10 protein-coding genes are annotated in these 15,417 nt (G+C 61.1%); 5 read left to right on the forward strand and 5 right to left on the reverse strand.

Annotated elements, in window-relative coordinates:
* Positions 1-577 precede the first annotated feature (577 nt).
* Both ACZXDY_RS23550 and ACZXDY_RS23555 read left to right on the forward strand, forming a co-directional pair.
* On the forward strand, positions 578-1,216 hold the full coding sequence (locus ACZXDY_RS23550; RefSeq protein WP_464347130.1) for an HD domain-containing protein: 639 nt from the start codon (positions 578-580) through the stop codon (positions 1,214-1,216).
* 72 nt (positions 1,217-1,288) lie between these two features.
* Positions 1,289-1,993 carry a glutathione S-transferase family protein gene (locus ACZXDY_RS23555; RefSeq protein WP_464347131.1) on the forward strand — a complete coding sequence of 235 codons (705 nt, stop codon included), beginning with the start codon at positions 1,289-1,291 and terminating at the stop codon, positions 1,991-1,993.
* A gap of 130 nt (positions 1,994-2,123) precedes the next feature.
* Here ACZXDY_RS23555 and ACZXDY_RS23560 read toward each other — a convergent pair whose 3' ends face one another.
* A complete protein-coding gene (locus ACZXDY_RS23560) occupies positions 2,124-3,317 on the reverse strand; it encodes a serine hydrolase domain-containing protein (RefSeq protein ID WP_464347132.1) in 1,194 nt (397 codons plus the stop codon).
* A gap of 256 nt (positions 3,318-3,573) precedes the next feature.
* On the opposite strand from ACZXDY_RS23560, the gene ACZXDY_RS23565 reads away from it, so the two are divergent.
* From ACZXDY_RS23565 to ftsZ, 3 genes are all read left to right on the forward strand, one after another.
* Positions 3,574-3,894 (forward strand): hypothetical protein, encoded by a 321-nt coding sequence (locus ACZXDY_RS23565; RefSeq protein ID WP_028162550.1) that lies wholly within the window; start codon positions 3,574-3,576, stop codon positions 3,892-3,894.
* 252 nt (positions 3,895-4,146) lie between these two features.
* On the forward strand, positions 4,147-5,640 hold the full coding sequence (locus tag ACZXDY_RS23570) for an NAD-dependent succinate-semialdehyde dehydrogenase (protein ID WP_464347133.1): 1,494 nt from the start codon (positions 4,147-4,149) through the stop codon (positions 5,638-5,640).
* A 656-nt stretch (positions 5,641-6,296) separates the two neighbouring features.
* Complete coding sequence (gene ftsZ, locus ACZXDY_RS23575; RefSeq protein WP_464347134.1) at positions 6,297-7,553, forward strand: cell division protein FtsZ; 1,257 nt, start codon at positions 6,297-6,299, stop codon at positions 7,551-7,553.
* A gap of 90 nt (positions 7,554-7,643) precedes the next feature.
* On the opposite strand, the gene ACZXDY_RS23580 is transcribed toward ftsZ, so the two are convergent.
* The 4 genes from ACZXDY_RS23580 to ACZXDY_RS23595 form a co-directional block, all read right to left on the reverse strand.
* Positions 7,644-8,198 (reverse strand): hypothetical protein, encoded by a 555-nt coding sequence (locus tag ACZXDY_RS23580; protein ID WP_464347135.1) that lies wholly within the window; start codon positions 8,196-8,198, stop codon positions 7,644-7,646.
* Between the two features lie 264 nt (positions 8,199-8,462).
* Positions 8,463-10,661, reverse strand: a complete 2,199-nt coding sequence (locus ACZXDY_RS23585) for an SLC26A/SulP transporter family protein (RefSeq protein ID WP_464347136.1) — start codon at positions 10,659-10,661, stop codon at positions 8,463-8,465.
* Positions 10,662-10,836: 175 nt separating this feature from the next.
* On the reverse strand, positions 10,837-13,803 hold the full coding sequence (locus ACZXDY_RS23590; protein ID WP_464347137.1) for a Dyp-type peroxidase: 2,967 nt from the start codon (positions 13,801-13,803) through the stop codon (positions 10,837-10,839).
* 126 nt (positions 13,804-13,929) lie between these two features.
* On the reverse strand, positions 13,930-15,249 hold the full coding sequence (locus ACZXDY_RS23595; protein WP_464347138.1) for a cytochrome P450: 1,320 nt from the start codon (positions 15,247-15,249) through the stop codon (positions 13,930-13,932).
* Between the last annotated feature and the right edge of the window lie 168 nt (positions 15,250-15,417).

The following is a 15,417-nucleotide window of genomic DNA, read 5'->3' on the forward strand; positions in this document are numbered from 1 at the left end:
TCGTGACGATCGCGAGCCGCCCCTCATCCGCCGTGAGACGCGCGGAGTTAAATCACTGATTTGCCCGACGACGGAAGCGGATTGTTTTTCGCGCGAGGGGTGGACCGGGCAAATCATATTGATTGGCTTAAAGAAAATCCCGCCAACGATACGACGCCGTCACGCTCGGGCAAAAGCGCGAAGCGCGTCTTCGCGCAGATGTCCCGGGCATCCACGTCCTTTGCCTCCGCGCACGGGAGAGAACGTGGATGGCCGGGTCAAGCCCGGCCATGACGGAGGAGAGGATTGGGCAATGCGTCCCACTGTCATTCCGGGGCGATGCGAAGCATCGAGCTATGATGTCCAATTGCACATCAGAGAATCCATTTCTCCGCCTCCGCCTGCGGCTCGATAGATTCCGGGCTCGCGCCAAGAGGCGCGCCCGGAATGACGGCGGTGATTGTGGCCCCGCGAGCGGGCGGCTGATTGCGCCGCGGTGGTACAGTCAAAATTGGCAATCTTGGTACTGTTTTATGATCAGGGCGGACCGATCTATTTCCTGTAACCAGCGGCAGATAGGGAAGACGGGAGCTCGACAATGGCCGACGTTATTTCTGGCGTTAGGATCCCCGATAGCAAGATCGCCCGCGAGGCCGCCGAACTCGTGCGGCAACATGAAACCGAGTTGTTGTTCAACCACTCGGTTCGCGTGTTTGTGTTCGGTGCGATGAAGGGAATCCGCCAGAACCTAAAATTCGATTCTGAACTGCTTTACGTCGCAGCGCTGTTTCATGATCTGGGTCTTGTCCACCCTTACCATACCGAAACGAAGCGGTTTGAAGTCGACGGCGCCGATGCAGCCCGCGGATTCCTCAAGAGCCATGGCATCCCGGACCCGAAAGCGGATCTGGTGTGGGAAGCAATCGCCTTACATACCACGCCAGGCATTCCCCAATACATGCGGCCAGAGATAGCCCTCACGAACGCAGGTGTTCTAGTTGATGTCGTCGGCATTGGATATGACGACTATACGCCAGAGCAGCGCAACCAGGTCATTGCCGCGTTTCCGCGTGGTGATTTCAAGAATGAGTTCATCCAGGTTCAGACGTGCTCGGCCTTGAAGAAGCCCCAGACCACGTTCGGCACAGTCAATGTCGATTATATCGAAGATCGCGATCCCACATTTCGTCGGCCAAACGCCTGCGTTCGGATACGCAATACTCCGTGGCTTAGCTGAACCGTCATGCCATGAATTCACCCGCCGTGATGCCTACTATCTCGTAATCGAGCCGCAAGAGCGAGTTGAGAGATGCCAAACTTTGCTGATTTCCCGATCACACAGCGCTGGCCAGCGAAATATCCCGATCGCTTGCAACTCTATTCACTGCCGACACCCAACGGCGTAAAGGTCTCGATCATGTTGGAGGAGATCGGGCTGCCTTACGAAGCGCATCTGGTCGACTTCAACAAGGGCGACCAGCACACGCCCGAATTCCTTTCGCTCAACCCCAACGGCAAGATTCCCGCGATTCTCGATCCAAACGGTCCGGATGGTCAGCCGCTGCCTTTATTCGAATCCGGTGCCATCCTGCAATATCTCGCGGAGAAGACCGGCAAGCTTCTGCCGAGCAACGCAGCTCGCCGCTACACGACTATCCAGTGGGTGCATTTCCAGATGGGCGGGATCGGACCGATGTTTGGCCAGCTCGGCTTCTTCAACAAATTCGCAGGCCGTGAATACGAGGACAAGCGCCCACTTCAGCGGTACGTCAACGAGTCGAAACGCCTGCTGGGCGTCATGGAAACGCATCTCGCCGGGCGCGAGTGGATCATGGACGATGAATATACCATCGCCGACATTTCGATGCTTGGCTGGGTGCGCAACCTGATCGGGTTCTATGAGGCGCGCGAACTCGTCGACTTCGACAGTCTTCAAGCAGTGCCTGCTTGGCTCGAACGGGGACTAGCACGGCCGGCAGTGCAGCGTGGATTGAGTATCCCGCAGAGGCCGTGAGACGGTAGCTGGTCTTCTTGCCCCGCCAGACGCGTAGTTCGCTTTGAGCCACCTGTGGCGAGCGCGCGGCAGATCATGCTTTTCGCCTTCGCTCTTGGCGAAGGCGAAAAGCTGATTTCGCCCTACGTCATCACGCCGCCCTCTTGCCGCTGTCGGCGTCGAGGCCGGCATAGATGCCGCGCTCGAAGCCCGCAAAGGCTTCCAGGCATTTGCCGTCGGCGAACGGCAAGAGCTGCATCAGGATCACGCCGGTGACATCGCGCGCCGGATCGATCCAGTAATAGGTGTTGGCGAGGCCCGCCCAGGCGAGGCTGCCGGCGCTGCGTCCCTCCGGCGTCTTCAGAGTGTTGATGAGGAAGCTGAGGCCCCATTTCTTGTCCATGTCCGGATAGAGATCGACATGGTTGGACAAAGTGAGATCGGCCGAGATCATCTTGGTGACGTTCAGATCGCCCATGTGGTTCTGGCCCATCAGCGCCACCGTCTCCGGCTTCAGCACCTGGTTGCCGTTGCCGCGGCCTTTGCCCAGGATCATCTGCGTGAACTTGATGTAGTCGCCTGCAGTCGAATAGAGGCCGCCGCCGCCCATATGGAATTCCGGCTCCTGCTCGAGCTCGAACGGGATCGGTGCCAGCGTCCCGTCGGGGGCTCTCGCATGCATGCCGACAAGGCGCTGGCGCATCGCATCGGTGATCTTGAATCCGGTATCGCTCATGCCGAGCGGCGCGAACAGGTGATCCCGCAAGTAGGCGTCAAGCCGCTTGCCGCTCGCCGCCTCGACGGCCTTGCCGATGAAATCGATATTGATGCCGTATTCCCAGCGCGTGCCCGGATCTGTCGTCAGCGGCAACTTCAGCGCATCGTTCTTGCAGGTGGTGACGGCGGGCATCCCGGTTTTTGCGAGATACTTGCCCATGTCGTCGTTCCACATGTGGTAGCAGAAGCCCGCTGTGTGGGTCATCAGGTGGCGCAGCGTGATCGGCGTCCTGGCCGGCCGCAGCTTGGGCTCGCCGTCGGCATCGAAGCCTTCGAGCACTTGCGGTGAAGCCAGATCAGGCAGCACCTTGCCGATCGGTTCGTCCAGCGAGAGCTTGCCCTGCTCGACCAGTTGCATCGCGCCTGCGCTGGTCACCGCCTTGGTCATCGAGGCGATCCAGAACACGCTGTCCGTCGTCATCGCATCGTCTTTGCCGAGGTCGCGTTTGCCGAACGCGGTCTCGTAGATGATTTCGTTGCCGGTCGCAGCAATCGCGACCACGCCGGGGACTTCCTTCGCGTCGCATTTCTGACGGAGAAGCTGATCGATCTGAGCTTTGCTCTGCATGGGGCGCCTCCTGATTGTTGTTGTGGAGGCTTGATCTTCTTACCGTGTGGCGCGTCCCGCAAGCCGGCCGCTCGCGGATTTTGATGTCAGCGGAAATGCAGCGACGACAACCAGGAACCGTCCACGATAACGTGATTTGGTATTGCTTCCCGTCAATGGTTTCGTGATGTAACGCATTCTAATTCCAAGGCAAACTATGCTTCTGGTCTGAATGTTTTGAAGCAAATGGTTGCTTTCGAAGTTGCAGGATGTGGCGATGATCTCGACGTGGAGTGAGTGGAAACGGTATCCCCGGCCCGGCCGGGGCGAGAACATCGAAGCCCCGATCAGCCCCGGCCTTTACGAGGTCCGTTACGCCGGCACCGGCGCGTTGCACTCCTTCGAAGCGGTCGACAATGTCGCGCAGGCGCTGGCGCTGCTCCAGGTCGCGCCCAGGTCGTGGTTCGGCCGCCGTGACCCGGCCAAGTTGCCGGACCTCGAATATCGCACCTGCGCGACGTCCTCGAAGGCCGATGCCAAGGCGGCGGCGGAACGTATGATCGGGCGTCGCGAAACCTATCTGAACGGCGCGGCCTAGAGCTTCGGTTCTGATTGAATCAGAACCGAAGCTTGCTAGTTTTGGTGCGTTTTTTGCGCGGATAAGTCTACGCAGCGAACCGGTGTCCAGCCTCGGATCAAGTCCGAGGCTATGCTTCGCTCGAAAACGCTCCAGCGGCTCCCGCACACCCGCAAAATTGCTTGACGCATCCGCCCTCAGCGGACGATGCATTGCGACCGGTTTCGACTTATCTTTGGGCGACAACGCCCAGAAAATGCCAGGAGTGACGCCATGAATCCGCCCGTTGCCGCACGCGCTTCGCAATCAGGAACCTCGCTTCGCGATCGCCTGAAAGATCCTTCGCTGCTGCGCGAGCGCTGCTTCATCGATGGCGCCTGGGTCGGAACGCCCGTCTTCTCCGTGAACAATCCCGCTACGGGCGCCGAACTGGTGCAGATCCCGCAACTCAGCGCCGATGACGCCACCAAGGCCGTCGAAGCCGCCGAACGCGCGTTCCCGGCCTGGGCCAAGCTGACGGCCAAGCAGCGCTCCAACATCCTGCGCAAATGGTTCGAACTGATCATCGCCAACCGCGAGGACCTGGCGCTGATCCTGACCTCGGAACAGGGCAAGCCGCTGGCCGAGGCGCTGGGCGAGGTCGATATCGGCGGCGCTTATGTCGAGTTTTTCGCCGAGGAGGCCCGCCGCGTCTATGGCGAGACCATCCCAACCCAGCGGCCGGATGCGCGGCTGCTCGCGATCAAGCAGCCGATCGGCGTCTGCGGCGCGATCACGCCGTGGAACTTCCCGAACTCGATGATCACCCGCAAGGTTTCGCCGGCGCTTGCCGCCGGCTGCACCGTGGTGCTGAAACCTGCCAACGAGACGCCGCTGTCGGCGCTGGCGCTGGCGGCGCTGGCCGAGAAGGCCGGCGTGCCGAAGGGCGTGTTCAACATCATCACCGGCGATGCGCCGCCGATCGGCAAGGTCCTGTGCGAGCATCCTGCCGTGCGCTTCGTCGGCTTCACCGGCTCGACCGAGGTCGGCAAGATCCTGTACCGGCAGGCGTCGGTCGGCGTGAAGAAGCTCGGGCTGGAGCTCGGCGGCAACGCGCCCTTCGTGGTGTTCGATGACGCCGATATCGATGCCGCGGTCGAGGGCGCGATCGTCTCGAAATACCGCAACATGGGCCAGACCTGCGTCTGCGCCAACCGCCTTTATGCCCAGGACAAGATCTACGACGAGTTCGTGCAGAAGCTCTCGAAGAAGGTTGCCGCCATGAAGATTGGCGACGGCACCGAGCAGGGCGTGGTGCAGGGGCCGCTGATCAACATGGAAGCGATCGAGAAGGTCGAGCGGCACATTGCCGATGCGGTGAAGGGCGGCGCCAAGGTCGTCACCGGCGGCAAGCGCTCTTCGCTCGGCCGCACCTTCTTCGAGCCGACGGTGCTCTCCGACGTCAAGTCGGATGCGCTGGTGTCGCAGGAAGAGACATTCGGCCCGCTCGCGCCAGTGATCCGCTTCAAGGATGAGGCCGACGTGATCGCGATGTGCAACAAGTCGCCGTTCGGCCTCGCCTCGTACTTCTACTCACGCGACCTCGGCCGCGTCTGGCGCGTCGCGGAGGCGCTGGAATCAGGCATGGTCGGCGTCAACACCGGCCTGATCACGACCGAAGTCGCGCCGTTCGGCGGCGTCAAGGAGAGCGGCCTGGGGCGCGAAGGCTCGCATCACGGCATGGAAGAATATGTCGAGATCAAATACGTGATGATGGCGGGCGTGTAATCCGGCGTCGTCGGCACGAAGCCGCGTGGGGTGGGCAAAGCGAAGCGTGCCCACCATCCGCACTCCGCTCGTGGACGAAGTCGCGAGAATCTATCGGGCGTCAAAGCCAGGTGGATGAATGGATTCCGGGTTCGCGCTTCGCGCGCCCCGGAATGACAGCCCGAAGTCGCGTAGGGCGGGCAAAGCGAAGCGTGCCCACCTTCCGCATTCCACTCGTGATGGTGGGCACGCTTACACCTGCGTCTGTTTCAATGACGGTGCGTGAAAGTCGCTTTGCCCACCCTACAGGCTACTGTGAGACGGAAAAGTCGCTCTTTCCGGGCGGCCTTTTGCTGAGTGAGATCATACACACCCGGTAACACTCTGTTAACCAACGCAGCCTAGCCTGCGGTCATCGCCCGGTCATCATCAGCCGATTGCCGCCCGGTTCGTTCTAGGAGAACAGCCGATGTCCGTTGAGGCGCTGACATATGCCGCTCCAGGTGCCCGCCTGACAGTCCCGCCAGAGGCTGCTCGTTCGCTTGCCAAGCGACGTCAGGCAACATCGCCCATTAGCGGCGAAGATTGAGAACCAAAGTGGAAACAGACCGCAGGGCTTGTAGATAGCTGATCCTTACCCTCTCATTCCCGACTTGCCGGAGCAACGTGAGGCAAAAATGACCCAGACCATCGATATCAGGGAAATGAAGGCGCGCGTTGTCGTGTTTGGGGTCGGCGGCGCCGGCGGCAATGCCGTCAACAACATGATCGCGAGTGGGCTGAGAGGCGTCGACTTCATCGTTGCCAATACCGACGCGCAGGCACTCAGCATGTCGAAGGCCACGCGCATCGTTCAGATGGGCACCCAGGTGACCGGGGGTCTTGGCGCCGGCGCGCAGCCTGAAGTGGGCTGCGCTGCGGCCGAAGAGGCGACCGATGCGATCCGCGATCATTTGGCCGGCGCGCACATGGTGTTTGTCACGGCCGGCATGGGCGGCGGTACGGGCACTGGGGCGGCACCCGTTATAGCCAGGACCGCGCGCGAGCTTGGCATTCTCACCATTGGTGTCGTCACCAAGCCATTCCACTTCGAGGGTCAGCGCCGCATGCGCGTTGCCGAAGCAGGCATTGCCGAGCTGCTGAAGGCTGTCGACACGCTGCTGATCATCCCGAACCAGAACCTGTTCCGGGTCGCCAGCGAGAGAACCACATTCGCCGATGCCTTCGTCCTCGCCGATCAAGTGCTTTATTCGGGCGTGGCATGCATCAGCGATCTGATCGTCAAGGAAGGTCTGATCAATCTCGATTTTGCCGACGTTCTCTCGGTCATGCGCGAGAAGGGCAAAGCCATGATGGGCAGGGGCGAGGCTTCCGGCGAGAAGCGCGTGCTCAACGCCGCCGTGGCCGCGATCTCCAATCCATTGATCGAGGACCCCTCGATCAAGCGCGCCAGCGGCCTCATCGTCTCCATCTCCGGCGGCAGGGATCTGACGTTGTTCGAGGTCGACGAAGCCGCTACGCGCATTCGCGAACAGGCCGACCCGGACGCCAACATCATCATCGGCGCCACTTTCGACGAAAGCCTGGAAGGCATCGTCCGCGTCTCCGTGGTGGCGACCGGCATCGATAATCTTGGCCCGGCGCAGCGGGCGCAACGGGTGGAAAGCGCAGTTACCGAACTTGCGGGCCGGCTGCAGAACGACAACCGTCGCATTGCCAATGGGATCGAGCGTCGTGCACCGGTGCCTCAATCAGAGCGTTCGCCGCTCCGCCCGACGACCCGCCACCCTGAACCGGCAGCGCCGATTTCGGAACATGCGCGCCATGCGGCTCCGCAAGGCGTCGATCCGTACGGCCGCTCCGCTCCTGGGCGGAATTTGGTCGAGGAAAACCTTCTCGATATCCCGGCCTTCCTGCGCCGGAAGGCCACCTGAGCACGTCCAACTGCCGGAAGTAGACGGATTGCAAAAGTCCGTCACACGAGCATCGAGGGTCTTCCTTGAGGTGCGCAGCGCGCCGATGTTTTACGCGGCTGTGCTGCCCGGGTTCTCTGCTGCTTCTCTATTTCCAACCTCCTTGCTGCGCGACAGCCATGCTGGAAGACGGAGTAAGCCAAGCAGGCGATCGTTATTATCTTTTGGCAGCTCGGTCGGCGCCTCATTGGCCAGGCGCGGGAGATCCAGCGCAGCGTGGCCAACTCGCACCGCATCCGCGCGTCGGTCCAGTTCGCGCAACAAGGGATCGATGACGGCTTCGACTTCGGTCGCGACGGATGATAGAAAATTATTGAGCTCGCGAGCTTCGGGCACGACTGCCGCCGCCATCTCGGTCGCCTCGCAGAGCTCGCTGATGACAGGTGTAAACGCTTTGCCAGTTTGCGCGATTCGCTTTTTTATCGCTTCGATTTCGCCCAAAACGTGATTGCGTTCGCGCCGAACTCTTTCCTCAGAAAGGCGGGCCTCGATCTCGGCGATCTGAGCCGTCAGTGTCGTGACATCGGATGCAAGTGCGTCGCGCTTTCCGCGCGCGCGATCGAGATCGCGGCTGAGAGTGTCCACTAGATCGTTCTCTCCGGACATTTTTTGCTCCGCGTAGGACAGCCGTAACGCGAACCGTCAGCCTGGCAAAGGAACGTAAGATCGGCCGACAAAGGCATCGACTTCGTTCGCGTCGCCGGGGCGGTGGATCTAAATACCCCCCAAATCATTCGCATTAGGCGACCGTATGGTTAACAAGTGATTAATTTCCACCGGAGCCAAGCGCGAGAACCCCGGATTGCGCGGAGCCTGTCATCGGGCGCGCATTCGCGCGACCCGTTGGCTCCATCCGGGCTACGAACCTTGCTATCGCCGCAGCACCGCGATGGTGCGGTTGGCGAAGCTCAGGCGCTCGGCCATGATCGAGACGAAATAGGTCAGGAGCTTGTGGCTGAGCGCGGGGTCGTCGTCCCTGAGCGCTTCGAACTGATGCGTGTTCAGGACATAGAGCACGCTTGCGACCTCGGCCTGGATGGTGGCGCTGCGCCGCGTTTGCGAAACCAGGCCCATCTCGCCGATCGTGGTGTAGCGGCCGAGGCTGCGCACGCGGGTCGGGCGGCCATCATCGGCCGCAACCATCACGCCGACGCGTCCGTCCAGAATGAAATGCATGGATTCGGCGAGGTCGCCGGCGCGGACGATGGTCTCTCCGGCATCGACCTCGACGCGCTCGCAATAATGCATCAGCGCGCTCGCCTCCGGCTCGGAGCCGAGAATTTCGGTGAACCAGTCGCGCAGGCTCGCTTCCTCCTGCTCCAGCCCGCGGTGCTCGGCGATGATCTCGTTCTCGCACCATTCCAGCGCATGATCGAGCTCGGGCTCGATCCTGACCTCGCCGGAAATGAAGCCGCTCGCGCGCAACGTCTTTTCGGCCGCTGGCGCCAGATGCACCAGCAGCAGCTTGACGCCGCGCTCGTCGGCGCAGCGCTTGATCTGTGCAAAGCTGTAGGCTGCCGATGAATCGATGCCGGTGACGAGCTTGAAGTCGAACACCAGATAACGGCATTCCGGATGGCGCGCGAGCAGGGCCTTGACGTGCTGGTAGAGCCGGTTGGCCGAGCCGAAGAACAGATAGCTCTGCAGGTTCAGGCCCTGGATCGCGCTGCCATGGTCCGCCAGCAGGTCGAGATCATCGCGCGAGCGGTCCAGCGAGCTGCGATACTCGGTGCCGTCGAAACCATATTTGATCGATTCGATCCGCGCGGCGCTGAAGGCAAAGGTGGCGCAGCCGATCACGACGCCGATCAAGACGCCCGCGACGAAGCCCCATTGCAGGATGATCAGGATGATCGCGAGCAGCGACACATATTCGGTTTTCGACAACCGCCGTCGCGACTCGACGATCCATTTGTGGAGCTGATCGGCGCCGAGATAGATCAACAGGCCGCCGAGCACGAATTTCGGCATGTAGCCGAGCAACTCGGGCGCGACCGCGAGCATCAGCACCGAGAAGGCCGCGACTGTCACGCCGCAAAGGCGGCCAGTGCCGCCGCTGTTCAGACTGAGCAGCGAGCGGGTGGTGGAGGTGCAGCCGGCGTAACCGGCCAGGGCGCCGGTCAGGATGTTGGCAAGGCCGGTGATATTGAGTTCCCGTTCCAGGTTAGCCTCGCGATGCGCGGCGACCTCGATGCCGGTGGTGTTGAAGAGGGTGCTGGTTGCCGTCACGAACACGACGGCGACGAGATTGCCGAGCAGGTCCGGCACGGCATACCAGGGATAGTCAGCGAAATTCTCCGCGCTCCACGGCAGCATGAATCTGGTCGGAGGCGGCGGCTGAAAGGTCCAGCCCGCGGCCTGCGCCTCGGCGGGCGTGAGGCCGACGATCCAGAATGCGAGATGGCCGATGAGCACGCCGCCGACCAGGATCACCGGCAGCCCGAACGGGCTGCGCGAGCGGTGCCAAGTCAGGTACAGGATCAGCGCCATGGCGCAGGCGGCCGACAGCTCGGCGATGGTGACGACGTTTGCGAACTGAGGCAGCGTCGCAAACTTCAGCTCCATGCCCGTGATGACCCTGATGGCGCCGAGCACGAGCAGGCAGCCGGTGGCACCGAGGAAGCCGCCGACGACGGGATAGGGCACATAGCGGATGGCGCGGCCCATCCGCGTCACGCCGAAGCCGCACAGCACGATGCCGGTGATGATGGTGGCAAGCCCGAGCGTGATCAGGACCGGCGCCAGCATCGGCGCCGCCGGATTGACGGCCGCCACGCGCTCGACCAGCGCGGAGGCGAGGATCGCGGTCATCGCCGCGGTGGAACTCTCGGGACCCGCGACCGCAAATGGCACCGAGCTGCCGAGCGCGATCACCAGCGCCAGCACCGCCGATGAGATGAAGGTGGCGGCGACGCCGTAAGCGAGATAGGGCGACAGTGGGCCTGCGAAGATCAGGAGCGCATAGGACAGGCCGAAGGTGATCGAGAGCACGCTGGCGGCGCTGCCGCCGAGGATGTCGCTGAACGCGCGACCAATCCGCGGACCCGGTTTGACGTTTCGATGCACCACGCCTTACATTGCCCTCAACACCCGCGCCACTGGTAAACGAGCGCGGCCGGCCGCGACAACAAGATTCTTGTGTCAACGCGTGCATTCGTGGTTCCCGCGAAAGCCGGAACCGATAGCATATCCCTGCTCCACTTTCAGGAGCATCGGGATCAGGGGCAAGATCGGCAGGTGCTGTTTATCCAGGCTCTTGCAGGTTGGCGAGAAACCGAAGGGCTCGCTTGCCAGGCAGGAAGAAATAGCCGCCCCCCCGGACCCTGACGAAGTCAGTGATGTCTTTGATCCACATCGGGCCGTCCGGAGTAGGGATCGAAAAAATCTCCGACCCTTGTCGATTGCCGACCAGGGGATCGATTTCATTCTGCAGACCGTGGAAGCTCGGCCCCAGTACCCAACTCTGCTGGATGAATTCGAACTGACGTTCGATGTCAGCGTTCAGACACATGAATACAAGCCCAGGCTTGTCCAGTATGCCTTGCGCCTCGTACGGGCGTCCCACGCGAAGAATGCGATGGCGATTTACGATTCTTAGCTGCTCGTTGATCTGCTCGGAAAATTGCTGCTGGATTTGCTCCCTCGTGGCTCCCTCGGGCTCCTTTTCGATTCCGGAGACAAAGCTGTCGCGCGGATTGGCGCGGCGAATGTGAGCGCCGAGCGGACATCGCAGCCCGTTCGGATCTTCGATACGGAAGCTGAAGTCATTATCCGCCCGCCGACCTCGCCCTCTTGACCTCGAGGGGCCCGCCGTCGTTCCGGGACCGTCCGGATAGCGCACCAGGGACGTCCCATCTTGCCACCGGCCTACCATTTTTGCGGCGATCCATTCGCGACGCGTTGCGGAGATGTTTGTTGGCTCGCGGTTGCTGCTGATCAGCTGTTGCTCGGCAGCGTCCAGGAACTTGTGATATTCGGTGACATCCTGTTCGAGCTGCCGCACGACAAGAAACGTGCCGTTCATCCCCAGGTCGTGCCGGGCCGCTGCCGAGGGCTCGGAAAAGTCCGGCCGTTGTCGCAGCAGATCCGCGCCGGCGCTGGGAAGAACACTCTTCGGATCGTCGCCGGGAGCAACCGTAGGCGATGGAGGAGTGTACCCGAGGTTGTCGGGGTAGCCGAGAATGAACTCACCCGGCCCTACGAGGTGCGGAGCGTCTTCCGATGTCGTAGATCGGATGCCGCGGATAATGGGATTCGATATACCGTCTGCAAAGCCGAACGGCTCTTTTTGCCGCTGCGCGATCTGCGGTTCCGGGACCTCCTTGAATCTGATCCCGAAACCAACTCGCCCATGGCATCGTTCGATTTGATCAATATGCATACGCTCGAGATCACGCAGCTGCTCCGGGTCCCGCGCATAGATCAGCATCACGGCATCGACTTGCTTGCCGGCGTCAGTACCAGCGCTCATTGTCGCGGTTCGATCCGTGCTCTGATTTCCTGCACCCCAAAGCCAGTGTTCGGGATCATCAGCGCCGATATCGCCGAGGGTGCGCGCGCGCCAGGGTGCCGCATTTCCTTGCTGAAAAGCCACCGGGAATGTTGCCAGATGTTCTCCGGTCAGGCCGAGTTTCCGCAGTCCGCTCGGCGCGAACCCTACGACCAGCGCGTTCGATGCGTTCCGATGGTCGCCATAACTAATGTCATTGCTGACGCCGGTAAGCCATTTTCTACTCTCTTCCTTGTCAGGCGGCAGCCGCAGGAACAGGCATGTGCCGAAGCGCAGTCGGCCCAGCCCGCCGAGAACGAGAGTTGATATCTCCTCGAGTTGCAGTGCATTCGCAGGTCGTGGCGACGATCCGAAACACGACAGCCAATCGGCGGCGTCGGCTTCGGTCCGGGCCGCAGCGATGCCTTGGCGGATGGCGGCGTTGACGCGGATCCTGGCCAGCGACAGCTTCGGATAGGCAACGTACCAAAACCAGGAGGGATGCTGCTGGCGGCGCGTCCACCGCCGGAGCCGGTCGCCGTCGGTTGCGCCCTTCGAGAACAGATTCTCGGTTCTTGGAAATCCCAGCGTATTGCTCCATATGCCAGTCACTCCATCGTGTGCCTTCTCGATGAAGTCCTCCAGGTAGCTTTCCCAAGCCCCGTCGTAGTTCGACATAAAAAGCAGCTTGTTCGTTCCGGGCAGCAGAATCCAGCGTGCGAAATGAATGACGCCTGTCGATCCCAAAAAGCTCGGCCGGGAGCCGTATGCCGCGATGGCGCCGGCGCCCCAAAGTCCGACTCTTAGCGTCAGCCAGCGGAACCAGCCGGGTTTCATAATCGAGGATGCGGCCAGGTGATTTTGCGCGCCGAAGGTTTCACGCCTCATGAGCTTTTCGACGTGCTCTGCTGTCGGTGCGATGTCGTCGCAAACGTCGGTCTTCTCGCGATGGCGCAGCCAGGCATAGCCGGCGGCCGCTGCTACAAGAACAATGACAATGAGAGCGATCAGGATCGCTGCCAGGAAGCGGGTCGGGAGCTCGGGCACCACGAGCGACAGCAGGAAAATCAGCGCCGGGACGGCGATAACCAGCAGAAATGGCCACGCCAGACTGGCAATGGCGGACTTGGCCAAACCCCAGTAGAAGCCCCAGCTACTGAATCCGTTTGCCTGGAGGCAGGGAGCCGGCTCTTCGACAAACGCCCATTTTTCGCCGTTGTCCCAAAGCTTTGAACGTACGTCCTCGAGCACGCTCAATGCACTGCCTCCGCGAGGCCTGTCCTGGAGCATATCCTCTATCTGGTCTGCCAACTCCGCTTCTTGCTTGATACGTTGAACAGTCATTCCGGGCGTGCCGTCGTAGTTCAGGCCGGGTGTGGAGAACCATCCTTGACCGACATCATGACGGTGATTGCGAAGCAGATCGGAGATCTCCAGACCCTTATATGGGACGCCGGCTTCCGCCAGCATTGTTTCAAGCTCTGGCCTCATCGTCGCTGCGATTTTATCGATAGCGCGATCCATGCCCCCATCGACGCTCGCTTCTATGATGATGAAGGAGTTCTCGGGTTGCCGGTGCGCTCCCTGGATGCCGACGCTTCGCGCGTCATCGCCGCGCACGACGGTGATACTCAAGAAATGGATGATCTGAGTATTGTCGAGCCTGGCGCGCAGCGCGCTGTTGCCGCCGTTTGCCTGCCGCGGAGAAAGCGCGGACTTCACGTGGTCATCCAAAAGAGGAGTGCCAAGCGCGTCCAGGCATTTTTCTACGGCGTCCGACCATTGGACATCGAATGGAATTGCTATCGTTACGAACGAGTGGGGCACGGCACTTCCCCTTTTCTGGGTTCAGACGTCGTACTTGACCGATAGATGCCACGGGAACGGGCCTAGCGTCTTCAGCTTGCCGTTCCTGCCGTAGACAGGCCGGAGTCGCTTCTGCACCAGCAAGGCCTTGAAGGTCTGCGTGATCTGCGCCTCGGCGATGTAGGCGCCAACACACCAATGAAGCCCGTGGCCAAACAGCATGTAGTCGGTCTGCGGCCGGTCCGGATTGAAGCTGCGCGGTCGCACCACGCGGCGATTGTCGAACATCGCCGATTCCGTTCCCGCCAGCAGCTTTGTTCCCTTCTTGATCGTCGTTTGGCGCGCGGTTCCGGCGGCAACAGTATAATCTTCGGCGCAGATCCGGAACGGCCCAGGGTTGAGCGGCATGAAACGCATGGCCTCGAACAGGCAACGCGTCAGCCGTTTGTCATCGCCAGCGCGCGCTGCCTCGGTTGCTGCAGCCATGAATTTTGGGCGACCGAGCAGCATGACCAGCATATGCCCGGCCGCCATTGTGTTGGTCGGGACAAAGCCTGTGATCATTCCGATAAGGTACGCGCGGATAACCTTGTCGGTGAGACTTGGATCCGTGCGCTGCATCGCAAGCAGTCGGTCGAGCACGGTAGGGCGTATCCGCGAGTGCTTCCGGGCGCGCTGGATCGACCTATCGATGATCGCCCGGACGCGCATTCCGGCGGCAATCGCAGCCCTTTCATAGCGAGGATTGTCAAAGGGATTGCCGAACGTGTACAGGCTCATGGCTATCAGCCAGCGACCGAAATCGATCTCCTCTTGCTGCTGAATCTCAAGGCCGTAGTAATCCCTGCAGATCAGGATCGGGACGCGCGTGATCAACCCTTCGATGGCATCGAGCTCCATCGTCTGATCGTTGATTTTCGCGGCGTCGGCAACGATCCTGTTCGAGAATTTCGCGGCGAGTGGCGTGACAATTTTTGCCACATCATCACGTTGGAAAGCCTGCATCACCTGACGCTGGCACTTCCAGTAGTCGTTGCCTCGCTGCATGCCCAACAGAAAGTTGGGGCCGGCTCCTGGATGATCGTTAAGCTTCTGGATCTTGTCTCCGAACGGCACCTGAAAAACGACATCGTTCTCGAGAACTTCTGCGACATCATCGTATCGCGTAACGAAAGCCCATCCCCCGAGCTGCGGGATGGGCCAAAACTCCCTCAACAACCAAAAGAGCCAATGCGGCTCATCGTAAATCCACTGCAGCCACTTGGACCAGCCGGTAGGCTGGAGGTCTTGCAGATTGAATTGACCAGGTAGGGATTCGCGTACGACCGGCTCGGTCGCGGCCTCGGTTGTTAGCTCGCTCATCGCTATGTCCGCCCCGCGAAATCGTAGAACGGACCGAAGCATGGCCGGTCTGTCCGAACGACGGCGCGCTCTCAGTGTTGACCGAACTTCTGGGATATTAACCTACCGCAATTAAGTTCCCTCGCATGTGAACCAGTTCACAGTCTTCGAACATGGCTAGACGAGCGA

The sequence above is a fragment of the Bradyrhizobium sp. LeoB3 genome, from assembly GCF_055456055.1.

Excerpts from the sequence above, each read along its gene's own strand:
- ACZXDY_RS23550 (WP_464347130.1), top strand. The coding sequence starts at position 578 with ATGGCCGACGTTATTTCTGGCGTTAGGATCCCCGATAGCAAGATCGCC.
- ACZXDY_RS23555 (WP_464347131.1), top strand. The coding sequence starts at position 1,289 with ATGCCAAACTTTGCTGATTTCCCGATCACACAGCGCTGGCCAGCGAAA.
- ACZXDY_RS23560 (WP_464347132.1), bottom strand. The coding sequence starts at position 3,317 with ATGCAGAGCAAAGCTCAGATCGATCAGCTTCTCCGTCAGAAATGCGAC.
- ACZXDY_RS23565 (WP_028162550.1), top strand. The coding sequence starts at position 3,574 with ATGATCTCGACGTGGAGTGAGTGGAAACGGTATCCCCGGCCCGGCCGG.
- ACZXDY_RS23570 (WP_464347133.1), top strand. The coding sequence starts at position 4,147 with ATGAATCCGCCCGTTGCCGCACGCGCTTCGCAATCAGGAACCTCGCTT.
- ftsZ (WP_464347134.1), top strand. The coding sequence starts at position 6,297 with ATGACCCAGACCATCGATATCAGGGAAATGAAGGCGCGCGTTGTCGTG.
- ACZXDY_RS23580 (WP_464347135.1), bottom strand. The coding sequence starts at position 8,198 with ATGTCCGGAGAGAACGATCTAGTGGACACTCTCAGCCGCGATCTCGAT.
- ACZXDY_RS23595 (WP_464347138.1), bottom strand. The coding sequence starts at position 15,249 with ATGAGCGAGCTAACAACCGAGGCCGCGACCGAGCCGGTCGTACGCGAA.